Genomic DNA, 25,464 nt, shown 5'->3' on the forward strand with positions numbered 1-25,464 from the left:
GATAAAGGATATGAAAAAGAAAATTTTTGGATTTGCAGCAGCGGTCTTGCTGACTGTAGGGTTAGCAGCTTGTGGCAATAATAGCGATAGTAAAGGTGCTTCATCAAAAAGTGACGATACAACTTTAAAAGTAGGCGCATCACCAACACCTCATGCAGAAATCTTGGAACATGTCCAACCGCTATTGAAAGACGAAGGCATTAATTTAGAGATCGTGAAATTCGATGACTACATTTTACCAAATCAATCTTTAGCAGAAGGCGATATCGATGCCAATTATTTTCAACATATTCCTTATCTAAATAAAGAAATCAAAGAAAAAGGCTATGATTTTGTCAATGCGGGTGCTGTCCATATTGAACCAATGGGCTTGTACTCAAAGAAAATCAAAGACATTGCTGATTTAAAAGACGGCGCAACAGTGATTACTTCAAATTCAGAATCTGACTGGGGACGAATCATCACTATTTTACAAAATGCTGGCTTAGTTAAGGTAAAAGATGGCGTAGATCTAGAAACAGCTACGTTTGATGACATCGCTGAAAACCCTAAAAACTTAAAATTCAATCATTCGATTGATCCTTCTTTGTTAGCTTCTACTTATCAAAATGATGAAGGTGACTTAGTAGCAATCAATGCAAACTTTGCTTATGGTGCTGGTTTGAATCCATTGAAAGATTCTGTCTTATTAGAAGAAGACAACTCACCATATGTGAATATCATTGCCACACGTAAAGGTGATGAAAATAGCGAAAAAATCAAAAAATTACTTGAAGTCTTACACCGTGAAGACGTTCAAAAATGGATCGAAGACAAATGGGGCGGTTCAGTCAAACCTGTCGCAGCTGATGCTAAATAAGCACTTCAAAAAATAGAGTTGAACAAAATCAAATGTTCATCTAAAAAATAATCAAGTCATCAAAAACATCAAAGTTAGTTGATTTTACTAGCTTTGATGTTTTTTTGTAGAGTGAATAGTGAATAAACTAGCTATGTAACCAATAGAGAACTCTCTTTATTATGGCATTTTTCAAGAAGCATTTATTAAGAACAGGTAAGCGGTAATCAAGAGATGCGCACTGTCATCATTCTGCAAACCAACGTTCACCTATCGTTTTACATAAAACAAATCAACATAACCAGTGATCAATGAATGCTAAAAACAGAAGTTTCTTTATAAATATTATTATCTAGTAATATTGATTTAATGATAACTCGTGAAAAAAGTTTTGATTTTAGTGGGTTATAACATTGCGCTCTATTCTCAATTAGTCTAAAATAAGTGAGAACGAAACAGAATCTGGAGGGAATTTGCATGTCTGTCTTAGAAATAAAAAATTTACACGTCTCAATTGAAGAGAAAGAAATTCTTAAAGGCGTAAACTTAACGATGAAAACAGGCGAGATCCATGCCATTATGGGACCAAATGGAACAGGGAAATCGACGCTGTCAGCCGCTATTATGGGGAATCCAAACTATGAAGTCACTGAAGGCGAGATCCTATTTGACGGAAAAAATATCTTAGATTTAGAGGTCGATGAACGGGCACGTCTAGGATTATTTTTAGCGATGCAATACCCAAGCGAAATTCCTGGGATCACGAATGCAGAATTTATGCGTGCAGCGATCAATGCCAAACGTGATGAAGACGATAAAATGTCTGTTTTGACTTTCTTGAAAAAATTAGATGAAAAAATGGCGCTGTTAAATATGCCAGAAGAAATGGCCGAACGTTACTTGAATGAAGGCTTTTCTGGTGGCGAAAAGAAACGAAATGAAATCTTACAATTATTGATGTTAGAACCAACTTTTGCCATTTTAGATGAAATTGATTCTGGATTAGATATCGATGCATTGAAAGTCGTAGCAAAAGGGGTCAATGAAATGCGTAGCGAAAACTTTGGCGCATTGATCATCACCCACTACCAACGATTATTGAATTATATCACTCCGGATGTCGTCCACATCATGATGGAAGGACGTGTCGTGATGACTGGGAATGCAGATCTAGCAAAACGACTTGAAGCAGAAGGGTATGCTGGCATCAGCAAAGAACTAGGAATCGACTATAAAGAAGAAGAAGCGTAAGGAGGAGCGGAAAATGAAAGAAACGAACTGGCTCGACCAACTTGACGCAGTTACCAATTTTTCTTTAAGCAAAGGGGAACCTGAATGGATGACCCAATTACGTCAAGCAGCGTTAGAAAAAGCCAATCAATTACCACTTCCTCAGATCGATCGTGTAAAATTCCATCGCTGGCCATTATTCGATATCCATGAGTTCACAGACCACTTTAGTGAGACAGGAAATGTAGCTGGGTTTGACGTAATGAAAGACAACCCTGTGTTGGTGCAGGAAGGAACAAATACGATCTTTGAACAATTACCAGTGGAACTCATGGAAAAAGGCGTGATCTTTACAGATATCTTCACAGCGCTCCAAGAGCATCCAGATTTAATCAAACCATACTATATGGAAAAAGCAGTGAAAATGGATGAAGATCAATTGACCGCTTTACATGCTGCTTTCATGAACAGCGGAGTGTTTTTATATGTTCCTAAAAATGTCGTGATCAATGAGCCAATTGAAAGCTTATTCATCCAAGATGGCAAATTAGCACAGCATTTCTTTAAACATGTCTTGATCGTCGCAGAGGAACATAGTGAGTTCTCTTACTTGGAACGATTCCAAACGACTAAAGAGAAAATCCAAAAAGCTTCTGGTAATATCATTGTCGAAGTGATCGCTAAAGCTGGAGCAAAAATCAAATATTCAGCTGTCGATCAATTAGGAGAAAATATTACTTCTTATATCAACCGCCGAGGTCATATTTTACGTGATGCTTCTGTAGATTGGGCAATCGGCGTGATGAATGATGGACACGTGATTGCTGATTTTGATTCTGATTTAGTTGGCGAAGGCGCCCATGCAGAAGTGAAAATCGTTGCCATTAGCTCAGGAAAACAAATCCAAGGAATTGATACGCGTGTCACGAACAAAGCGCCTCATACGATCGGACATATCTTACAACATGGTGTGATCCGAGAAAAAGGGACGTTGACTTTCAACGGGATCGGACATATCTTAAAAGGCGCAAAAGGAGCCGATGCCCAACAAGAAAGTCGAGTATTGATGCTTTCAGATAAAGCAAGAGGAGATGCCAATCCGATCTTACTTATTGATGAGAATGAAGTCACTGCAGGACATGCTGCCAGTGTTGGTCGGGTCGATCCTGAAGAAATGTATTATTTGATGAGCCGTGGTCTTCATAAAGAAGAAGCAGAACGATTGGTTATTCGAGGATTCCTTGGCTCTGTGTTAACAGCAATTCCAGTAGAAGCAGTCCGAAAAGAGTTAGTGGAGGTTATTGAAGGGAAGTTGAATGTATGATTCTGAAAGAAACCATTCGCGAAGATTTTCCAATATTATTTCAAGAAGTCAATGATGAACCGCTCGTTTATTTAGACAATGCAGCCACTACGCAAAAGCCAACAGCAGTAATTGAAGCAATAAAAAAATACTACGAACAAGATAATGCCAATGTGCATCGAGGAGTCCATACCTTAGCCGAACGAGCAACATTTGCCTACGAAGGCGCTCGGGAAAAGGTCAGAAAGTTTATCCATGCAGCTGAAACTGCTGAAGTCCTATTTACTCGTGGCACCACCACGAGTTTGAACTGGGTCGCTCGCAGCTTTGGTGAACAGTTTCTGCAAGCAGGGGATGAAATCTTACTTTCTTACATGGAACACCATTCCAATGTCATTCCTTGGCAACAATTAGCCAAAAAGACAGGAGCAACATTAAAATATATTGACTTGACTACCGACGGATTTTTAGACATGGCACAAGCAAAACAATTGATCACTAACAAAACAAAAATCGTATCGATTGCTCATGTTTCAAATGTCTTAGGTGTGATCAATCCCGTCAAAGAACTAGGAAAACTTGTCCATGAGCAAGGTGGGGTACTAGTTGTAGATGGCGCACAATCCGCTCCTCATATGCCAATCAACGTCCAAGAATTAGACTGTGATTTCTTTGCGTTTAGCGGACACAAAATGTGTGGACCGACTGGGATCGGAGTCTTATATGGCAAACGAAAATGGTTAGAACAAATGGAACCAGTCGAATTTGGTGGCGAAATGATCGACTTTGTCGACTTGTACGATAGTACTTGGAAAGAACTTCCATGGAAATTCGAAGCCGGCACACCTAATATCGCTGGAGCCATCGCACTAGGTCAAGCAATTGATTATCTCGAAAATGTTGGGTTGGACAATATCCATGATCATGAAAAAGAATTAATTGCCTATGTCTTACCTAAACTACAACAAATCGATGGGTTGACCATTTATGGTCCACAAGATCCCGCTACTCGTACAGGGGTCATCGCCTTTAATCTAGATGGCTTGCATCCTCATGATGTAGCCACTGCTTTAGATATGGAAGGCGTCGCTGTTCGTGCAGGTCATCATTGTGCCCAACCTTTATTGAACTATTTAGAAGTCTCAGCGACCGCACGAGCAAGCTTTTATTTTTATAATACGAAACAAGATGCAGATCGTTTAGTCGAAGCAATTCTTGCAACGAAGGAGTTTTTCCAACATGGCACTCTCTAAACTAGATAATCTCTATCGTCAGGTCATACTTGATCATTCTTCGCATCCTCATCATCGAGGTACGTTGACTGAATCAACCAGTCGAATCGAACTGAATAATCCGACCTGTGGCGATGTCATCGAATTACAAGTCGAAGTCAAAGAAGGAATCATCAAGAATATCGCATTCAACGGTAACGGTTGTTCCATCAGTACAGCCAGTGCATCCATGATGACCGATGCTGTCATGGGAAAATCTGTTGAAGAAGCACAACAATTGATCACTGATTTCTCGCAATTAGTCCAAGGAAAAGAAGTCAAAGCCATCGACCAATTAGGCGATGCAGCAATGCTCAGTGGCGTAGCCAAATTTCCCGCAAGAATCAAATGTGCCACATTAGGCTGGAAAGCCTTAGAAAAAGCAATGGAAGAAAACGGCACTGCAACCTTCCATCACGTGCATCAGGAAGAGGAGTGAGAACATGGGTGTACCAGAATTAGAAGAATATAAATTTGGTTTTCACGATGATGTGGAACCAGTTTTCAGTACAGGAGAAGGCTTAACTGAAGAAGTCGTTCGAGAAATGTCTCGAATCAAAGGTGAACCTGAATGGATGTTAGAATTTCGTTTGAAATCCTTGGAAACATTCAATAAAATGCCCATGCAAAAGTGGGGACCAGACCTGTCAGACATCGACTTCAATGCCATAAAATATTACCAAAAACCAAGTGATAAACCCGCCCGAGATTGGGAAGATGTACCTGATAAAATCAAAGAAACCTTTGAAAAAATCGGGATTCCTGAAGCAGAACGTGCATACCTCGCAGGTGCTTCTGCTCAATATGAATCAGAAGTCGTTTACCACAACATGAAAGATGAATTTGAAAAATTAGGGATCGTCTTCACCGATACTGATTCTGCATTGAAAGAATATCCTGAATTATTCAAAGAATACTTTTCCAAATTAGTCCCACCAACTGACAACAAACTTGCTGCTTTAAATTCAGCTGTTTGGTCAGGAGGAACATTTATTTATGTACCTAAAGGGGTAAAAGTCGACGTTCCATTACAAACATACTTTAGGATCAATGCCGAAAATACCGGACAATTTGAACGAACATTGATCATCGTTGACGAAGGAGCTAGCATCCATTATGTCGAAGGCTGTACAGCACCAACTTATTCAAGTAACAGTCTTCATGCAGCGATCGTTGAAATCTTCACCCGAAAAGACGCCTATTGTCGCTATACCACGATCCAAAACTGGTCAGACAATGTCTATAACTTAGTAACCAAAAGAGCCAAAGCTTACGAAGGTGCCACAGTCGAATGGATCGACGGCAACCTAGGAGCTAAAACAACGATGAAATATCCAAGTGTTTACCTAGACGGCAAAGGTGCGCGTGGCACAATGCTTTCCATCGCGTTTGCTGGCGCAAACCAAATCCAAGATACTGGGGCGAAAATGATCCATAACGCACCAAACACTTCAAGCTCCATCGTCTCCAAATCGATCTCAAAAGACGGTGGCGAAGTCAACTATCGAGGACAAGTAACCTTCGCTAAAAACAGCGCCGGTTCTATCTCTCACATTGAATGCGACACGATCATCATGGACGAATACTCAAAATCCGATACGATTCCATTCAACGAGATCCACAACAGCCAAGTCTCTTTGGAACACGAAGCCAAAGTCTCAAAAATCTCAGAAGAACAACTCTATTATCTTATGAGCCGAGGCCTAACCGAATCCGAAGCCACCGAAATGATCGTCATGGGCTTCGTCGAACCATTCACCAAAGAACTCCCAATGGAATACGCGGTCGAACTCAACCGTTTGATCAGTTATGAGATGGAAGGGTCTGTGGGGTAACAACTAATTAATTGCTCGAAACGTTGATATTAAAGCGTTTCGAGTATTTTTTTATTTGTATTTTTAAGGGCTCTTTGTCAATAAGGACTGATAAGTTGTGTAAAATCCAATTTGGGTCAGTGTGAAGCTCATTCTGTCTCATTTTTTGTTATTTTACTTTCTCTATATTTTATCTACTAATCTCGCCATCTTTTTGATAGAATCATTCATATAGAATATGTTTTGTTCAGTTCCATCTGGAAGCGAAAAAAATGTATCGAATAATTCTTTTCTAATTTTGTTATATTAGTGTCAGTACTTATAGAGCTTGTACCAGAACTGGCACAACCACTTATAGTTTCCATGAGTAAGGCATATGTTAGAAAATTTCTTCAAAAAATTTCTCCTTAGAATTGAATATGGTCTAATAATAGTCCCGTTGTAGCATACCAAATCTTTAAGATTAATAAGGAAAAGGACTAATTGTAGTCCAAAAGGTGGGTTATTCTTGAAAGAGAAAAAATTATTGATAGAGAAAAAGTAATTGGTAGCAATATTAGACGAATCCGAGTAGAAAAAGGAATTGGTCAAACCGAGCTGGTTAGAGACCTACAGCTCAGGAAAATCGCTATAACTAGGGGAACATTAGTTAAGATTGAAGGTGGTCGACAACACATTAAGTTAGATCAATTGAGAGCTATTAGGGATATTCTACAGGTGTCTTATGAAGACTTGCTTCAATGACTACTTGTAGTTAACTGAATTAAATTATTTATGTTACACCCGTATGTGTCACAGAGAAATACTGATATAATAAGAAATAAGGTATGTAACAATAGAGTATACTCTATTGTGATATGATATTTTTTATAAATTTATGAGGTGAAGAATGGCTGATTTGTTTGGAAATAATTATTTCTTTCTGTATATATTTGCATGTATAACTATCTTCAATTATTCTTCTTTTAAAGAAAACCAAAAAATCATTATCCTATATCTTACAACTTTTGGAATGGGATTTTTGAAAATATTCGATATAGGCACTACAGTATTATTTTTGATAGTTAGTAGTTTTCTGTTTTTAGAAATCTTAACTCAAGATGATTTTAAAATGAAAATAATAACTAAAGTAAGGTATAAGTTGCTAGATTACCTATTTTTAATCATTTTTCAATATGGGGTTATCTATGTTATTCTGTCTATTTTACTAACTAGTTTTAAACTAAGTTATTATGTGTCCTCGATAAGTTACTATCCTTTTGAGAATGTAAAAATTTTCTTTCAATGTATCTCTATTTTATTATTTATAACTGGAATCGTAAAAATCACTTCTGAAAAGTTCAAAATAAAAAATATAAATGAACTTATTAGTGTATTTATGCCTTCTATTAATATGGTTCCATTTGATAAAATTGATCATGAGATATTTAATATGTTGATCGATATGGAGGATAAAACTTTCAGAATTCGGGCGAATACCTACAATTTTTTTTCACTTGAGTTTTTAGGATACAAATTAGGTCAGTTTAAGCAAATTAAGACGATAGCTCAAAAGTATCAAAAGACAATAGTTTATGTAAAAGCTACACGACATATTAGAGGATACTCTACTATAGAAATGCAGCTGATACGCTCTATTGGAATTATGTATGGTTATAACATAACTATTACTCGGAAAATATATGAGATGTTTTATACTACTATTTTTCTGAAGAGTCACAGAAATTATTATGTTAAAAATACTTATGCAAACCACACTAGATACAAAGATTTTTTAATATATACTTATCTAAGAAATGTCAATACAAAAATTGGGAATAAATATTATCCGAGAATTATAGATTTTATTGGTGATAATGAAGAAACTTGGTCAAAGGAAAAATGTTATATAGCTTTTTCAGGATTGCCACACAGGGCTATTAACTCAGAAAATATTCTCAGTATTCATCCAGATATTATAGAAAAGTATCAATTGAATAAAGAGAAGGTATTGAAGTTGATGGATGAAACGGAAATATGATTTTTTATAGAGTATGGGATTGGATAAGCTACTCCAAAATAGTCATACAATACCTTCTTGTATTTTTGTCAAAAAAAGGGTTACCGTTCCGGAGTTTTAAAATCTTATAAATTCCAAAAAGGTTTGAACAGATGCTTGATGCAGCTAACAGTAATTTTTTAAAGATCATTGCGGAGAAAAATTATGATAAATATTTAGAAAGAATAAACGTAAAAAATTTAATAACAGGATTTAGTATCTAAGTATTCTCCATAAATATCTATCAAAAGCACGCCACGCAACTTGAATACGTTTTTGAATACGATTAGAAGACCAATCAAGATGAATTATCATCAATAAAGTGATTATCTCTAGTCAAAAATCGTTGAAATACCAACTATCTTCAATTATCTTTAATGAACTTAACTTCATGGCTGAAACAGAATAACTTGAACCCTCAAATAACTTCTCTACCTGCTATTTTGGATACGCTATTGGATACGTTATCGATGATAGTATCTGCTGATATACACTATCGGTCTATAGTAATTTGTTAGATGAGATATCTCTATAAAACCTATTCTTTTCCTCTGATTTCCAAAAGAGTCAATGGAAGGGTCTGTGGGGTAAATGAACTGATTAAGCTAGGAATGCCTATTTAAAGGTGTTTCTGGCTTTTTTGTTTTGTGTGTTTTGAAAACCAGAACTGATAGCAAATGCTATCAGTCCTAGAAGTTATTAAAGAATGGGCTCGCTTGCTTTCCTTTTCAAGATAATTAGGTAATCTAATTAAAATTAGTTAATGTAGGGTACGTAGATTCAAGCTTATCTGAAGGAGGAATTACATTTACAAGTGTCAATTCTTCCTCTCTACTCGTATGGGTATTCCAAACTTTAGGAGCGTAATCAACAGAGGATGTGCTTTGTATATCGATTATACCTGAAAAAATGTCTTCTACACTTGGTAAATAATAGACATATACACTGGGTAAAGTACTATATTTTACTGCAATTAAGTGTCCTCTTGTATCAAGTTCTCTATTCCAATTTTCAGAATCACCAGATGAAAGGGTAAAGTAGTCTGCATCCCTATTATCAGCCCATCTACTTATTGATGCCTTAAACGAATTACTTGTCAAATTCTTTATTGTTAACTCGTATTTTTTTCCAGTTGTAAAGTGGTTTTCAGTTTTCAAACTAGACATCTTATAATTATCATATGATGGATGATCAAAATAAAGATCACCATCCCGATAAATGTAGTTAGCATTGGTAAATGCATAATACATTTCAAGTTTATTTTCATCCCTAATAGCTAACAAATAACCTCTTGAGGCACTCCTTTTCCAGTGCTCTACATTGCCTTTCTTTATTTCATACCAAATACTAGAACCCTCTCCGTCGTATTCATTAATTGAAAATTCCACTTTATGTGTAGAGTTAGTGCTATCATTTTTGATGTTTATATCTGCGTGTGTTTTGGTCGGTATTAAAAGTAAAAGGAAAGTGATAATCCCTACGTAAATACTAACCAAGGATAATTTTTTTCTCATACTCTTTCTCCTTAAAAAAATATAGCAAGCGCTTACTAAAAATAGTTTAACACACTAGTTATTTCTTAAATTTTTTACTTTTAAATGCAATTTCAATAAACTTTGTATTGTTTAATCTAAAAGAGTGAAGAGAGATTTTTTTACCGATATATATTGAAATGTTTACTTATATCGATTATTTTAATGTTTTTTTATAAAGGCGATAGCTAGAGGAGATATCCCTGAAAAGAGAAGCTGATTGTCTTAAGTAATTTAGTCGATTTGATTTTTATGGTTAACAAAATGCTACACATTAAAAAATTCAGGTACTGAATCTTTTTCAAAATTTGTATCCTTTTCGGTGAAGAGACTTCATTGGAAATTGGCGAATATTTACAGAATTATAACTAAATAGGTATAATATGTGAATGATGGAATATAAAAAAATAGCAAGGAGGGAAATATGGTCTTTCATATGCATACACCTATTGCTTTCTAGGGGACGACGCCAATGGCAGTGACTTTGATATACACTTACTGCTGGGTTGTGGAGTAAGTCTGCAACACAGTGCATAGGACAAAAATGAAAACCTATGAGAGGTTCGGATTAGATTAGTATCTATGAAGTTGGAAGCAGAAGTAATCGCGATAGCGGTGAATTTGTCACTATTCAAAGAAGCCTGCAGATAAGAACGAACGGAACCCTTTTCTCCAAAAATAATTTTATTATTATTGGAGGAAAGTAAATGTGTGTAGAAGAAAATAGTGGATTTGTTTGTGTGAATTGCCACAAAAAAATACAAAAGTTAACAAATGGGTCATACCGTAATCATTGCCCGTATTGTTTATATTCGTTACATGTCGATCATGTTCCAGGAGACAGAAAGAGTTTATGTAAAGGGCTTATGAAGCCGGTCTCGTATAGATATAACTCTAAAAAGGGTTATCAAATCATGCACAAATGTGAACAATGCGGAAAAGAGCAGTGGAATATCGTGGCTGAAAATACTGTCCAAGAAGATGAGTTTATTCACTGGTTAACGTTTCATGGATCGATCCATAGATAAATTGATCTTTGTTTTTATTGATGAGCTTTGTTTACTAATAAGGTTTATTTTTCTGAGTGATCTGTGTAGTATGATCGAGGAAATTTAAATTGAGTGGGTCAATTAATTGGCTGTCTAACTATTTTGAACCATCGAAAAGGATCGTTTCAGTGAATATTCACAAATGATTTAGAAATAAAAAAGAGAGTACTTAAATCAGTACTCTCTTTTGGTTTATTTGCTTATAAATTAATATTTAATAACATTTACAAGTTTTAATGGAGTTCTTTCATCCCAATCAAGGATTGCTTGGTTTTTAATAGTTAAATAATTTCCACCGATATATTCAATGCTAGGTAAATAATATATGTATTCATTCATTTCACTTTTGGCTTTCATTGAAACTAAAAAGCCTCTTGGATCATTGTTTCTGCTCCAGCTCTCTACAGCTGGACGAGCAAGTTCAAAGTAATCTGCATATCCACCAGTTTTCCATTTGCTTAATGCAACCTGAACAGTTCCATCAGAGAGATTGACCATATTTACAATTTTAGTTCCTTTTGTATCAGAGTAGACTACTTTTTTCAGTGGTGTGATTTCAGTTGAGCTGTTTCGTTGATAAAGGCTACCATCTTTATAAGAGTAAGAAGCACTTGTTGGCGTATAATAGGTTCTAAGCATTCCGTTATGGACAATCGCCAAGATAAATCCACTACGAGAAAGTCTGCTCCAAGAGTCTGATTGACCAGGTGTGATATTGAAGTAGTCGGTGTTACCCTTTCCTGTAGAATTTGCACTAACTGAAACCTGAATACTTGAAAAGTCCGTACAATCGTTTGTTACAGTGACGTCAGCGTGTGCTGCTTTGGTCGGGATTAAAAAGATGGCTAAAGCGACCATTCCTATTAATAAACTGACCAGTGATGATTTTTTTTTCATGATATTCCTCCTGTTAATATAATATAGTCGTAAACGTTTTCGCTTACAATTTAAGTCTAAAGGATGCAGACTATTTTTCAATGATTCTAATTTACTATTTTATTCATTTTTTTTATTTTAGAGTCAAGTATAGTGGAATTTTCTTTGGGATATCAATCAGTTCTTGAATATCGGAGGAGCTGGCTGAAATTTAGCAAGAGGTTGGAAAAAGTACTGTAAGATGAGTGAATAAGCGGATAGCCTTTATAAACGTTTTTTATACTTTATACGACGGTATTTCTATTGTGTGAAGCTTAACTTCAAAAACACTGGTTATTTATTTTTGTACTTAATGAAAAAGCCTAGGGCATCTTTTCTCCCTAGGCTCATCATTAGTTATTATTTGATCGCTTTAATGGTTCTTCATGCTTAGTAGTCAATCACATTAACTACTTTTAATTTCTGTGTTTCATCCCAATCATAGATAGCATCTTTTCTGATTGTCAGAAAATTTTTGTAGCCTAGGTATTGTATGCTAGGTAAATAATATATGTATTCTTTTGAGAATCCGCTATTATATAGGACTGAAACTAAAAAGCCTCTTGGATCATCATTTCTGCTCCAAGTTTCACTATCAAGGTGGTTTAGCGTAAAGTAGTCTGTCGATCCGCCACTTTTCCATTTACTTAACGATACTGTTGTAAGACTTGTGGAAAGATTAATCATGTTAACGTTCATACTTCGCGTAACAAGCGAATTTGTTTCAACTTTTAACGGAGTGATTTCTGTTGTGCTACCTTGGGAATAAAGTTTTCCATCTTTAAAAGAGTAGGCGGCGTTAGTTGGAGTATAGTAGGTCCTAAGTTGTTCTAAATAAACAATGGCTAAAATATGACCTCTAGGATCATTTCTGCGCCAAGATTCTGTTTGTCCAACTGTTACTTTGTAGTAGTCTGACGAGACATCTTTTCCATTATCTGCGTTAATGGAAGCTGTAAATGAATGTGACGGATCTGTACAATCGTTTGTTACGGTGACATCAGCATGTGTTTTGGTTAGTGGTAAGAAAAACACTAAAGCAATGAAACCAAACAATAGGCTGACTAATGGTAATTTTTTTTTCATGGTATTCCTCCCTTTAATATAATTTATGTAAACGATCTTCGCTTACAATTTAAGTTTAAAGGAACAAGTTTAGGTTTCAATGTGTTCAATCAATCAATTTATTTCATTTTTTTAGTATAAAACCAAATGTAGTGAAATTATGGGTGGGGTGCTAATAGCTACGGTTATTCTAGCTTCTTTCAATAGAATAAGGTTCGTCAAACTGCCGTTTAAAACAAAGCGTTCATTTAGCATTCGTTAGTAAAAAATCCTTTTAGGAAGCGATTCATGACATCGAATATGATGAATTTTCTTCCATTTTAGGCGATCCATGGATAATGGCATTTATTAATTGTCAGGTAAAAAGAAGATCAGAACTGATGGCCAAAACATACCAAACTGATAATTGATGACGTAACTTTTCAATCATTTCACTCTTTTTTGATGCTTTCCTACAAAAATTCCTGTATGCTTGCTTTTAGTTAGAGAATAAAATAATGACCGAGCTATATTGAATGCTCATATCCAGGAGGAGAAATAAGAATGAAAAAAATTTATTTTTTATGTACGGGAAATTCTTGTCGTAGCCAAATGGCGGAAGGATATGCACGTCGATTATTATCTGCCTTGGATGTGGAAATTAAAAGCGCAGGCATTGAAACTCATGGACTGAATCCACGAGCGGTTCAGGTTATGGCTGAGGATGGAATTGATATTTCAAACCAAACGTCTGATTTGATCGATCAGGATTATTTTACACAAGCAGACTTGATTATTACGCTTTGTGGAGATGCAAAAGATAAATGTCCGACGATTCCTGTAGGTGTTCAGCACATTCATTGGGATTTAACAGATCCCGCACAAGCAGTTGGAACCGAAGCAGAAATAGCATCAGCTTTTAGAAAAACAAGAGATAGAATTAAAGCAATGGTAATTGAACTCAAGAACCAGTGAGAGTCAGTATTTTTTGGGAATTGAGTGATCATTTGAGCTTCATTTGTCTGTATAGTGCTAAATTTTAACAATCAAGAATTGAAGTCAGCAAGCCTTAAAACGGTCTTGCTGGCTTTTTTGCTTGTGCTATTTTTTGGTCGCCTTCTCAATTATTTGGCGAGTTATGAATCAAGCAATTATTTCTGGTTATGAGAATGATTGGCGTTTAAAAATCAAAATTTATTTACAATAACAATGTTATGGGGAGTAAGATAAGAAAGAAGAGAGTGTATTTCGCGCAATTAACTAATGGACTGAAAGCTCTTCTTGTCAGTTAAATTCTAGCGCCAATAACAAATGAATAGGAGTTTATTGTGTGTGATTTTGGTTAGTAAAGAATAACAAGATCAGCGAAAAGAAAGCAGAAGAAGGAGGAGATTGCAGGGACAGGACTGCAATGAAAGAGAAATGATTACAGTGAAAGCTTTACCTGCTTATGATGGCGATTGTTTGATTGTTCAGTATGGAGAAGAAGATCAACGGACGAATCTGTTTGTCGATGGAGGTCAAGGACAACAAGTTGTTAGGCAGTTGAAAGAGGAAATTGCAACAATTAGCCAGAAAGGCGAGTGCATTGACTTACTGATTTTGACACATATTGATGCCGATCATATTCGGGGATTTTTGAGTTTGTTTTCTCAGTCGAGTTTTGACAAGTCATGTATTAAACGAGTGTTTTTTAATTCTAGAAAGCTGTTATCGCAAAAGTTTGATACAAAGGTTGTTTATGATGATCAATTGGAGATCGTTCAAGAAAAGGCAGAGATTAGTTTTAAACAAGGGGAGTCTTTCGATCGGTATTTGGAGGATTTGAAGATTGAAAAGATGACAGTTATTGACAATTCTTGTCAGCCCAAATTACTCAATGGGGCAAAAATGACGATTTTGACACCTGATGAAGCAAGTCTAAGGAAATTATATACAGATTGGGAAAAGGCAATTCAAAAAGAAACCAGGAATCAACTGATCAGCGGTCGAAATGTCAATCATCAGGGAAGCGTAGAAGAACTGATCAAAAAAGCTTTCCAAGAAGATCGCGCTGTCGCAAATGGGAGTAGTATTAGCTTTATATTGGAGTATGAAGGCAAACGACTGTTGATGCTAGCAGATGCTCATCCAAGTACTGTCACTGCGAAGTTAAAAGAACTATATGGGGAAAAAGAGCTGCATTTTGACTTGGTAAAAGTGGCTCATCATGGGAGTAAAGCGAATACTAGTGACGATTTATTAAAACAGATTGAATGTGAAAATTATTTGATTAGTTCAAATAAGGGGAATCGTCATGGTTTTCCGCACAAAGAAGCCTTATCAAGGATTGTTTACCACAACTACACAAAAAAACGACCAACGAATTTTTATTTTAATTATTCTGATGCGAGTGAGGGGTTATTTACAAATGAAGAAATAAAAAAATACGGGATTCAATTGATCAAGAAAAAAATGAATGAGAGGGTACTAACGATTGACATATGAATGATTTTGAAGAGTTATCAGTGAATATTAGAGGAACCAATACTTATGGTTCAGGTTTATTGTATCAGCAGGATTGTGAAACGGGTTATGTGATCACCGCAAAACATTGTGTGGTTGGGGAAACAATTAATGACTTCAAACTATTTGATTATACCCAATCTGAACTAGAAATCTTAGAACCACCAAGATGCTCAGATAGTCTAGATTTAGCGATTATCAAAGTGAAGGTAAAAAAAGGTTATCCTGAACTGCTTATAATGGAACCAGAAAATAAGCAAGAAATCGTATTTTATGGTTATCCAGAGTGTATGAAAGAAGACGGTGGAACTCCTTATCGAGGAAAGGCAACTCAAATCAGTAAGCCAGATATTTTTAAATTGGTACTGGACAATGAAATAGGATCGTCTAACAACACGGAGTATGAGAACATGCGAGGTTGCTCAGGATCAGGAGTGTACGTCGAAAGAGAAGGTAAGTGTTATTTGACTGGGATTATTACGAAACTTCAGTCAGCGGGGCAACAAGGAATTGTTGAAGGGATTCATATCGCACATATTGTTGCTTTCTTTTTAGAAGAGTTTGATATCATGCTGGTACCTCGTTGCTTGAATGATTTTAGTGAATATTTGACATCTATCATAAATGAATTACGAGAAGTAGGTGGACAAGAAAATAAGCTGATTTTTCTGATTGAAAAATGTTATCGTGAATGTTTTTCCGACATAACACCTAAATTGATCCATAATCGGTTAAGTGATTACCTGTTTCTTCCTTCTCAGAAAAATGAGGATTATACCAATAAATTCTTGTGGATCGCTTGGCTGGAGATCTTGCTTTACAAGTTATTACAAACAAATATTGCTTTTGAGATTGATGATTGTTTCAAATTACTCACTCAGGAAAAGGAAAGAGCTGGTATCCATGTATTATTTACAAATCATCTAACACTTGACCGTTTCATTGGGAGTTTATTTAGAAGTACACTTTATGACAAGCTAGATAAACAAGATGTTTTGTTTGTAACTAATCAAAGGAGAAAATTTCGGGGTGGGAGTATTGCCAAGCGAGAACAAATTGAGGGAATCGTCGTGAACATCGATCATCCAGAAGTTTCTGATCGGTTAACGATTGATAATCCCAATGAAAAAAAATTATTTCCTATTGTTCATATCGATTATATCGAAAATGAAATTGATCAGATTTTACACGACACAAAAGGGTTAACAGCCGTTGAGTTTTCTCAGAGGTTTCCAGAGGAGTTAACTCGTTTGTTTGAAGAAATTGCAAACTAATGGAGGTAGATAACAATGGTAGAGATATTAAAAGAAATCACTACGTATGAAATAATAGAAAAAACGACGGGATTGACCTGTTACACGTACCAACAAGCAAACAAAAAGTATCGACTCCATTTTTTTTGTTATGTATTTGATAATCAAGATGAGTTATTAGCCAACTATGAAGAAATCAACGATCAGATTGCCTACAGTTTTCAAAGTCAATTAAAAAGGAAGATTGAACGATGGAATATTTATTTTTTTCTTTTTGTCAAAGCTAAAGTAGCGAAGCCAATCAAAGCCAGTATTGAACAAGATAAGTATGCAACCAGAAAGGTGATCGTGGATAATTTTCGAGAATTTGCTACTAATGATGTGCAAAAAGAAGCACAAAAAGAAGCACAAAAAAATAAAATTCAAGAAAGATTATTATTGAATCTGGAACAGACAAAACCAGTAAAGAAACTGGCTAAGGATGAGCGGCAAAATGATGAGAAAATCATCCATTTGTTAGCAGAATTAAAAACGATGGCTAAAAAAGAGAAAAAAGCACGAATACAAGAGTATATAAAACATGAGCTGTCAAATCTTAACGTAAAGGAAGGAACCGATGAGTCTTAAATTGAAAGGGATAAAAATTGATTCGTTTCGAGCATTTGAAAGGCAAAAATATTTTGATTGTGTGAATCCTGTTTTTAATGAAATATCAAATTTGATTGTTTTGTATGCGCCAAATGGAACCGGAAAAACCTCTTTTTTTGATGCCATCGAATGGAGCTTGACTGGCGAAATCAGTCGACTGAATGAAAATAAAAATGTCCGTGATATCGCCTCCCAAGAGCGAAAGTATATTTTAAAGAACAAATATTCCTCAGCCGAAGTGGGCAGTGTGGAACTAGCATTTGATGATGGCGGTTTTTATGCATTAACAACGAAAAAGTTAAATGGAAAGCAAACAACGGATTACGTTGAAGGGAATGAGACCAAAAAAACGGTTGATTTAACAGCGAAAGAATTAAAGATTTTACGACAAAAAAATTTATTGACACACAATCAAATCGATGCTTTTTTGCGATCACAGAGTGCCGAAGGAAGATATGATGCTTTAAGTAATTTTTGGGACAAAGAAAATGTATCTGAGGATTATAAAAATCTAGTCTTATTCGTCAATGAAATGAATAAAGCATTAGGACAACAAGAAACTAAAATGAATCAGCTAACAAAAGAGATTGAAAAACTCGAAAGTAATGCAAAAATATGGCAAACAATCAACCAGCTAAAAGAAAATTATGCCAAGTTAAACGGAAAGAATAGTAAAAAAGATCCATTGTTAAAGAATCAATTAGGTTTACAAGAATTGTATATCGAATCGAACAAATTAAAAAGCAATAATCAAATAAAATTGAACCAGTTTGAAGAGGAGCGACAACAGCTAGAAAATTTAATCACAATGACCCAAGAGTATCGACAAATACCGCAGCAGATCGAATGGTCTGAAAAGCAGGTTGCTGATGTCAACGAAAAGTTAGCCCATTTGACAGAAATTGAGACAATCGAAGAAAAAAAGAAAGCACTGTTTGACGAAAAAATAGACTTGAGCAACCATCTCAAGCGTTGTAACTTTCTTATCAATCATGAAGCAGATTTTCAGGCACTAGAAATGGCTGAACAAAACAGTAATAGAGAAATCAATGAATGGATCAATCAACGAAAAAAATGTGAACAAGCATTGATTACTTTACAAAAGGAGCATCAAGAGCAAGAAGTAACATTAAGTGAGTGTCAAAATAAACGAGCGTTGCGGACGAATCAATTAACAGAAATCAAAGAATTAAACAGTTATTCCGATGTTAAAGCGAAAAGACAATTACTTGATCATGAAATCAAACAACAGAAAAAGAAAAAAATAGGGTTGGAAGCCAAGTTAGGTAAGATAAAGCTAACGTTGACAAAATTGTTTTCATTACTAAACTTAGACGATCATCAGTTAAGCCAAAAAGACTACTCAAAAGAACCTGATTATTCATTTTTGTTGGAACAGATAAGCCAACTTGATGACATTTGGCAAGAAAGAAAAAAATTGGAAGTTGATTTAGCACAAAAGAAGAAGGAACGTTCCTCTTTAGAAGTTCTGGGCAGTCAGTTAGAACAGTTGAAAAAATTAGGTTATTCTATCGTAACGGATACGTCTTCGTCTGTCTGTCCATTATGTCTCCATGATCATCAAGAATTTCAACATATCATCCAAAAAATTGAAGCTAGTACGGCAGATCTTTTACCGATTGAGCAACTGACGAAGGAAATCAGCCACTTAGAAGGAATGATCGATGAATCAACTAGGCGGTTAACTGATGTAGTTTCTGGAGTAAAACAACAGATTCAGATACAAATAACGATTAAGGAAACTGAAATCAACCAACTTGACCACGACCTGTTACAAGTAACCTTAAAATTAAAACAACAAGAAGAAGCGTATTTAACCAATGAGAAACACTGGCACAAGTTAAATGAATACAGCCAAAAATATGGGATTGACTGTGAAAAAATTGCTGAAGAAACCCAGAAAAGAGTAAAGTCACTACAGGAGGAATTGGTAAAATTAACGAATGAGTACCAAAATATCAAAGAAAAAATCAATCAAAATGAACAGCTGAATGTCAAGAATACTCATACGCTCAAAACGATCGAATTACATTATCAACAAGCGAAAAAAAGCTTAAATGATCTAAAAGGAAACGAACAGTATCAATATTATCAGCAAGAACAGGCGTTTTATGAAGCGCTTGGTATTTCTGTTATCTCTGATTTTAAAAGGCAATGTAAACGCGAGTTAGAAAAAATCAATGAACAAGAAACCAAGCTTATTGCTGAAAAAGAACAACGACTAGAACAAGTAAATGGGAAAAGTAAAACAGAATTAGTAGAAGAACAACGAATCCAAGCAGAGCAGATTCGGCAGCTCGTTGTACGGAGGAAATATATCGAAAAGATATCTTATCAACTGTTTGACCAAGTAATCATTGCACCAGAAGAATTGGAAAAAAATAAGCAAAAGTTGACTACAGCTATTTACAAATTAAATGAAAAAAATCAACTGTTGGGTCAACTATCTGGGCTTACCAGTGATTTTATCTCTGAAACAGGTATCGAAGAGAAAAGAAGCGAACAAGCAAAAGTAAAAAAAATCTATGACCACTTAAGTAGCAAAGTACAAGAACTAAAAGAATTAAAAGACAGTAAATTAACCGAGATCAAAAAGCAAATCAAAAGTACATTTAACTTAGATACCGTCAATCAGATTTTTCAAATGATCGAACCTCACCCTGATTTTCGTAAGATTAGTTTTAAAATCAATGAAGCAAATCCCGATAAATTAGGACTGGATATTATGTGCAAACGAACAGAGGACGAAGAGGATGCCCCGATTTTATATCTAAGTTCTGCCCAAGTAAATATATTGTCTTTAAGTATTTTTCTAGGAACCGCTCTAGAGAATACAGACAAAGTGAATACGATTTTCATGGATGATCCAATCCAACACTTAGATAGTCTTAATGAATTATCCTTTATTGATCTATTAAGAATCCTTGCATTTAAGCTAGGAACACAGATCATCTTTTCCACCCATAATCGCCAGTTTTTTGACTTATGTCAGAGAAAATTAGATGCCAATTACCATAATGCCAGTTTTATCGAAATGAATTATACAGAGAATCAGTTGTAACAAATTTAGTTAGTCAGAAAAAGTGAATAAGGGAGCTCTTTGATGAGAGCTGAGGTTAGCTGAAAGATTCAGAGTATAAAACAAAAATTGCCTACAGAAGTTAAAAAAGAGACGGATAGAGAATCAATCCCAACGAATAAGGGATTGATTCTTTTTTTCTAGATTAAATACAGATAGGAAGAATATATAGATTGGATGGAGAGTTGTACTATCTATACGAAAGCAGAAGCTTTTTTAGGCTCTACATTTTTTGATATTGGCGAAATTCGCCAACATTTTTTATGATTTAAACGGTATAGAAAAGACATTATTCACTATTTTGGGGCTATTTAACCAGAGAAATCGAAACCTATACGACAACTTTGCGAACATTTAGAAAGTTTCTGACACAGATCCGAAATGCCTTCTGCTACAATTACTCAAATGGACCACTAGGATGTTTAAACAAGCCTATCAAAGTATTTAAACGAAATTTTTATCATTTCAAACGGCGAATCTTGATTCGTCACGGTAAAACTTTTTTAAGCAAATAAAGATACTCAGATTAGTAGGTTTTTATTTCCTATTTTTTTCAACTGGTATCAGATTTCAGCACTTATGACTGTTATTTTCGCTAGGAACAATTTCTTAAAAATGGATAGTTTTATTATTTCAATAAAATAATCATTGCTAAATCAACGATTTAAGACGGTTGTAGAATTTTTTCCAGATTGTTTGTTGACAAAAATAAAAAAACCATCTTACCATTAGTTTGTGGTTATAACCAGTTTAAAAGAAGGAGAAACCTATGGGAAATTCTTTTAAAAACAAAGCTTTGTATCATCAGTTGGTAGATTTACTTAAAAATCAGATGGAAAGTAACATGATACCCCATGATAAATTACCCTCTGAACGAGAATTAACTGCTCAATACGGAGTTAGTCGGACAACGGTTCGATTAGCTTTGAAAGAGTTGGAAAATACAGGTTATATTTATCGGAGACATGGAAAAGGAACATTTGTATCCGATATCAAAAAGAACGTAGCAGATTTAGCAGGAACCTATAGCTTTACTGAACAAATGAAAAGTTTAGGTAGAACTGCTGAGACGCGGATCTTAGCTTTTGAAAAAATTGAAGCGGACAAATTTATTGCAAAACAATTGAATCTTTCATTAGGAGAAGTAGTCTTCAAATTAAGTCGATTGCGGATAGCTGATCGGGAACCGCTTATGATCGAAGATACCTATTTGCCAGTCAAATTTTTCTTATCATTAAATGATCAGCTTTTAAGAAGCAAACCTCTATATGATCTTTTTTCCGAGGATTTTAATCAGACCGTTCGATTGGCAGATGAAGAGCTATATGCAAGTGTTGCCTCAAAGGAAGATGCGAAACAGCTGATAATCTCAGAAGGAGCACCTGTCCTTCATTTAGCACGTCAAACCTATAATATGAAAAATGAAATTATCGAATTTACTTTAAGTGTCGCCCGTGCGGATCAATTTCATTATCAGATCCGCCATATTCGAAATAGTTAGGAGAATCGAAACATGTTTACAGTAGGAAAAGAAAAACTGGATCAGCTGGGTGCTGAGATCACGACTCGCGAAATACGCCAACAGCCGGAACTTTGGGAAGAAACCCTTGATCACTATCAAACAGTTCAAAAGGAATTAGATAATTTTCTTGCAATAGTTAAAGAAAAGGCAAATGGTCAGCGAACACGTGTAATCTTCACTGGTGCAGGAACATCTCAATATGTAGGAGACACATTAGTTCCTTATTTGCGCAAGAACGGTGATCGCCAAGCATTTAGCTTTGAAAGTATTGGAACGACTGATATTGTCGCAGAACCTGAAGAGTATTTAATTAAAGAAGAACCAACTTTACTTGTATCATTTGCGAGGAGTGGAAACAGTCCTGAAAGCTTGGCAGCAGTTGAAATTGCAAATCAGGTGGTTGATACGATCTATCATTTATCAATTACGTGTGCTGTAGAAGGAAAACTAGCTCAAATTAGTCAATCCGATTCCAATAGTTTTTTATTCTTGATGCCAGCACGTTCGAATGATAGTGGCTTTGCTATGACTGGTAGCTTTTCCTGCATGACTTTAGGAGCTTTGTTGACATTCGATCAAACAGTATTAGTGAAGAAACAACAATACCTGAAGGTTTTAAGTAATTTAGGAAATGAAGTAATTACCCGAGTAAATGAAATTGAAAAAATCGTTCAGCTTGATTTTGAACGCATTGTTTATGTTGGTTCAGGAAGTCTAGCTGGATTAACAAGGGAAGCGCAATTGAAGATTCTGGAATTGACAGCCGGAAAAATTGCTACCATCTTTGATTCATCAATGGGCTTTCGCCATGGTCCAAAGTCGTTTATTAATCAAAAAACAATCATGTTCGGTTTTGTTAATAATAATCCTTACACGCGTGATTACGACTTGGATGTCTTAGAAGAAGTGCGTGGAGATGAAATCGCTTCCGGAGTGTTCGCCATTACTCAACCAGGGCAACGGAATTTCACTGGCGATAAATTCGAGTTTACAACTGAGGCCGAATTACTGCCAGATGGCTATTTAGCACTAAGCTATATCATGGTTGCCCAAATAGTTGCTTTGTTATCATCGATTAAAGTGAATAATAAACCAGATACACCGTCACCAACAGGAACAGTTAACCGAGTTGTAAAAGGTGTAACGATTCACAAATATAAGTAAAAATAAACTGGGAGGAAGAACCATGATTACATTAACCAGAGGAAAAAAAGCAGCAATGGATCGTTTATCGACAAAAGATGGTATTATCAGTGCCTTAGCGATTGATCAACGCGGAGCATTAAAAAAAATGATCAAAGCCTTAAATGTAGAATTAAATGATGAACAGATTGAGCGTTTCAAGGAGTTAGTTTCTAGTGAATTAACCCCTTATGCATCTTCTATTTTATTGGACCCAGAATATGGTCTTCCTGCTGCAAGTGCACGACATGAAGATGCTGGTTTGTTGTTGGCCTATGAAAAAACCGGCTATGATGTAACAACACCGGGACGCTTGCCTGATTTATTAGCAGATTGGTCAGTTTTACGATTAAAAGAGCAAGGAGCCGATTCGATTAAGTTTCTACTTTATTATGACGTAGATGAAGATCCGGAAATCAATCATCAGAAGCATGTCTTCGTAGAACGTTTAGGTAGCGAGTGTGCCGAAGAAGATTTGCCATTCTATTTAGAATTGCTATCATATGATACTCAAATTTCAGATGTTCATTCACTTGAATATGCCAAAGTAAAACCGCATAAAGTCAATAGCATGATGAAGGAATTTTCGAAACCACAGTACAAAGTAGATGTTTTAAAGGTAGAAGTTCCTGTCAATATGAATTTTGTAGAGGGTTTCAGTACAGATGAAGTAGCGTATACCAAAGAGGAGGCGGCAAAGTACTTCTTGGAACAAAGTCAAGCGACAGATTTGCCTTTTATTTTCTTGAGTGCCGGTGTTTCTACGAAGCTATTCCAACAAACATTGTTTTTTGCTGAAGATTCAGGTTCGACCTTTAATGGTGTGCTTTGTGGTAGAGCTACTTGGAAAAATGGTGTGAAGCCGTTTATCAAATCTGGTGAGGAATCTGCTCGTGCCTGGCTGAAAAGTGAAGGTCGTGAAAATATCGAAAGCTTGAACAACGTTTTGGCACAAACAGCCAGTTCTTGGTATGACAAAGTCCAAGTTGAAAAAGAAGCAGCTGTGAACTAGGAGGAGAGCTCGTGATAGTAACTGTAACGATGAACCCGTCAATTGATATTTCCTATCCGCTTGCTTCCTTGAATGTGGATACTGTCAATCGAACAGATCAAGTTAGTAAAACAGCAGGTGGAAAAGGACTTAATGTAACCCGAGTAATCCATGATCTAAAGGGGGATGTACTCGCTACAGGAGTTCTCGGTGGGTATCATGGGGCGTTTATTGCAGATGAATTAAAGCATGCCGGTATTAAGCAGAAATTTACAGATATCAAAGAAGAAAGCCGAGATTCAATCGCTATTTTGCATGAAGGAAATCAAACTGAGATTTTGGAAGCGGGACCAACAGTTTCCTATGAAGAACAGCAGAATTTCCTAGAAAACTTCAAGGAGCTAATAAAAAAAGCAAAGATTGTCACAATCTCAGGTAGTCTTGCAAAAGGATTGCCATCAAATTTTTACCAAACGTTGGTCCAATTGACAGAAGAGCAGTCTGCAAAGGTTCTTGTCGACACCTCTGGAGAAAGCTTGCATCAGGTTTTAGCTGGCAAACAGAAGCCATTTTTAATCAAACCAAATCTTGAGGAATTATCGACACTACTGGGACATTCATTTTCGATTGATCGATTAGAAGAAGTCCAGGAAGAATTGATTCAACCTATCTTCACAGGTATTGAATGGATCATTGTTTCTCTAGGAAAAGATGGTGCTCTCGCAAAACATAAAGATTGTTTTTATCGAGTTACGCTCCCTACGATAAAAGCAGTCAACCCAGTTGGTTCAGGAGATGCTACAGTCGCTGGATTTGCCTACGGCCTATCACAAGAAATGGATGAAATAGAACTTTTGAAGTTTTGTATGGCTACTGGTATGGCTAATGCACAAGAAGGACAAACAGGTCATGTTTCACCGGTGAATATTCAATCGCATATTGAAAAAATAACTGTAAAAAAGATTGAGTGAAAAAATCGATCTAGATAAAATCAATGATTTTTTGAGACCAACTCAATTTGGTAGAAGTTCCATTTTTGTAGGATTCAACGTACTCCAGTAGTTGTTGTGAATCTCTAAGTTTCGTCACTCGGACTTGCAGAACGGTCGTTTCATCGGTAAGAATCTTTAATAATTTCGCAACATTTAAAGGAGTTGGAAATATAATTTTATTTGTTTCCGTAAAATCTTCCTCATTCATGTGGATATTGTAGTCTTGTTTAAAGCGCT

22 protein-coding genes and 1 pseudogene are annotated in these 25,464 nt (G+C 35.7%); 19 read left to right on the forward strand and 4 right to left on the reverse strand.

Translation table 11 applies throughout. The features are described 5' to 3' along the window. Positions 1–10 precede the first annotated feature (10 nt). From IGJ27_RS02515 to IGJ27_RS02550, 8 genes are all read left to right on the forward strand, one after another. Positions 11–859, forward strand: coding sequence for a MetQ/NlpA family ABC transporter substrate-binding protein (locus tag IGJ27_RS02515; protein WP_010738388.1), 849 nt, complete (start codon positions 11–13; stop codon positions 857–859). Positions 860–1,315: 456 nt separating this feature from the next. After that, positions 1,316–2,089: a Fe-S cluster assembly ATPase SufC gene (gene sufC / locus IGJ27_RS02520; protein WP_010738387.1), complete on the forward strand. Its 774-nt coding sequence runs from the start codon at positions 1,316–1,318 to the stop codon at positions 2,087–2,089. 13 nt (positions 2,090–2,102) lie between these two features. After that, positions 2,103–3,392 (forward strand): Fe-S cluster assembly protein SufD, encoded by a 1,290-nt coding sequence (gene sufD / locus IGJ27_RS02525; RefSeq protein WP_034699632.1) that lies wholly within the window; start codon positions 2,103–2,105, stop codon positions 3,390–3,392. Continuing rightward, positions 3,389–4,624 (forward strand): cysteine desulfurase, encoded by a 1,236-nt coding sequence (locus IGJ27_RS02530; protein ID WP_178306164.1) that lies wholly within the window; start codon positions 3,389–3,391, stop codon positions 4,622–4,624. Before sufD ends, IGJ27_RS02530 begins: the two co-directional genes overlap by 4 nt. After that, entirely contained in the window at positions 4,611–5,081 is a 471-nt protein-coding gene (sufU, locus tag IGJ27_RS02535; protein ID WP_096709544.1) for a Fe-S cluster assembly sulfur transfer protein SufU, read from the forward strand. The genes IGJ27_RS02530 and sufU overlap by 14 nt, the downstream gene beginning before the upstream one ends. Before the next feature lie 4 nt (positions 5,082–5,085). Next, positions 5,086–6,477, forward strand: coding sequence for a Fe-S cluster assembly protein SufB (gene sufB / locus IGJ27_RS02540; protein WP_010719974.1), 1,392 nt, complete (start codon positions 5,086–5,088; stop codon positions 6,475–6,477). A gap of 483 nt (positions 6,478–6,960) precedes the next feature. Next, positions 6,961–7,200 (forward strand): helix-turn-helix domain-containing protein, encoded by a 240-nt coding sequence (locus IGJ27_RS02545; RefSeq protein WP_178306423.1) that lies wholly within the window; start codon positions 6,961–6,963, stop codon positions 7,198–7,200. Positions 7,201–7,345: 145 nt separating this feature from the next. Beyond that, positions 7,346–8,476 carry a hypothetical protein gene (locus IGJ27_RS02550; RefSeq protein WP_178306163.1) on the forward strand — a complete coding sequence of 377 codons (1,131 nt, stop codon included), beginning with the start codon at positions 7,346–7,348 and terminating at the stop codon, positions 8,474–8,476. 764 nt (positions 8,477–9,240) lie between these two features. On the opposite strand, the gene IGJ27_RS02555 is transcribed toward IGJ27_RS02550, so the two are convergent. Beyond that, positions 9,241–10,008, reverse strand: a complete 768-nt coding sequence (locus IGJ27_RS02555) for a hypothetical protein (protein ID WP_178306161.1) — start codon at positions 10,006–10,008, stop codon at positions 9,241–9,243. Positions 10,009–10,733: 725 nt separating this feature from the next. Between IGJ27_RS02555 and IGJ27_RS02560 the strand changes: the two genes are divergently transcribed. Then, entirely contained in the window at positions 10,734–11,054 is a 321-nt protein-coding gene (locus tag IGJ27_RS02560; RefSeq protein WP_113792830.1) for an RNHCP domain-containing protein, read from the forward strand. A 228-nt stretch (positions 11,055–11,282) separates the two neighbouring features. Here the strand turns inward: IGJ27_RS02560 and IGJ27_RS02565 are convergent, their stop codons facing one another. Continuing rightward, complete coding sequence (locus IGJ27_RS02565) at positions 11,283–11,972, reverse strand: hypothetical protein (RefSeq protein WP_256733881.1); 690 nt, start codon at positions 11,970–11,972, stop codon at positions 11,283–11,285. 408 nt (positions 11,973–12,380) lie between these two features. After that, the gene (locus IGJ27_RS02570) at positions 12,381–13,076 is read right to left on the reverse strand and encodes a hypothetical protein (RefSeq protein WP_081127762.1); all 696 of its coding nucleotides are present in this window, start codon (positions 13,074–13,076) and stop codon (positions 12,381–12,383) included. 522 nt (positions 13,077–13,598) lie between these two features. On the opposite strand from IGJ27_RS02570, the gene arsC reads away from it, so the two are divergent. The 10 genes and pseudogenes from arsC to IGJ27_RS02620 all read left to right on the forward strand — a co-directional run bounded on the left by arsC (position 13,599) and on the right by IGJ27_RS02620 (position 25,206). Further along, the gene (gene arsC, locus IGJ27_RS02575; protein WP_178306160.1) at positions 13,599–14,009 is read left to right on the forward strand and encodes an arsenate reductase (thioredoxin); all 411 of its coding nucleotides are present in this window, start codon (positions 13,599–13,601) and stop codon (positions 14,007–14,009) included. A 447-nt stretch (positions 14,010–14,456) separates the two neighbouring features. Beyond that, positions 14,457–15,521, forward strand: a complete 1,065-nt coding sequence (locus IGJ27_RS02580) for a ComEC/Rec2 family competence protein (protein WP_178306159.1) — start codon at positions 14,457–14,459, stop codon at positions 15,519–15,521. A gap of 20 nt (positions 15,522–15,541) precedes the next feature. Next, complete coding sequence (locus IGJ27_RS02585) at positions 15,542–16,813, forward strand: ABC-three component system protein (protein WP_256733880.1); 1,272 nt, start codon at positions 15,542–15,544, stop codon at positions 16,811–16,813. Positions 16,814–16,828: 15 nt separating this feature from the next. Next, on the forward strand, positions 16,829–17,419 hold the full coding sequence (locus tag IGJ27_RS02590; protein ID WP_178306158.1) for an ABC-three component system middle component 1: 591 nt from the start codon (positions 16,829–16,831) through the stop codon (positions 17,417–17,419). Beyond that, entirely contained in the window at positions 17,409–20,522 is a 3,114-nt protein-coding gene (locus IGJ27_RS02595) for an AAA family ATPase (RefSeq protein ID WP_178306157.1), read from the forward strand. The genes IGJ27_RS02590 and IGJ27_RS02595 overlap by 11 nt, the downstream gene beginning before the upstream one ends. A gap of 299 nt (positions 20,523–20,821) precedes the next feature. Then, positions 20,822–21,055: pseudogene (locus IGJ27_RS02600) on the forward strand (transposase); the annotation flags it as partial. Between the two features lie 254 nt (positions 21,056–21,309). Further along, positions 21,310–22,041 (forward strand): GntR family transcriptional regulator, encoded by a 732-nt coding sequence (locus IGJ27_RS02605; protein ID WP_010719963.1) that lies wholly within the window; start codon positions 21,310–21,312, stop codon positions 22,039–22,041. Positions 22,042–22,053: 12 nt separating this feature from the next. Next, the gene (agaS, locus tag IGJ27_RS02610; protein ID WP_063626617.1) at positions 22,054–23,226 is read left to right on the forward strand and encodes an SIS domain-containing protein; all 1,173 of its coding nucleotides are present in this window, start codon (positions 22,054–22,056) and stop codon (positions 23,224–23,226) included. A 22-nt stretch (positions 23,227–23,248) separates the two neighbouring features. Beyond that, positions 23,249–24,256, forward strand: a complete 1,008-nt coding sequence (gene lacD, locus IGJ27_RS02615) for a tagatose-bisphosphate aldolase (RefSeq protein ID WP_178306156.1) — start codon at positions 23,249–23,251, stop codon at positions 24,254–24,256. Positions 24,257–24,267: 11 nt separating this feature from the next. Further along, positions 24,268–25,206: a hexose kinase gene (locus IGJ27_RS02620; RefSeq protein ID WP_178306155.1), complete on the forward strand. Its 939-nt coding sequence runs from the start codon at positions 24,268–24,270 to the stop codon at positions 25,204–25,206. 10 nt (positions 25,207–25,216) lie between these two features. On the opposite strand, the gene IGJ27_RS02625 is transcribed toward IGJ27_RS02620, so the two are convergent. Then, positions 25,217–25,435 carry a hypothetical protein gene (locus IGJ27_RS02625; protein ID WP_025480237.1) on the reverse strand — a complete coding sequence of 73 codons (219 nt, stop codon included), beginning with the start codon at positions 25,433–25,435 and terminating at the stop codon, positions 25,217–25,219. Between the last annotated feature and the right edge of the window lie 29 nt (positions 25,436–25,464).

Source organism: Enterococcus sp. DIV1726a (assembly GCF_051710985.1).
In the GTDB taxonomy this organism is placed as follows: Bacteria; Bacillota; Bacilli; order Lactobacillales; family Enterococcaceae; genus Enterococcus_B; species Enterococcus_B hirae.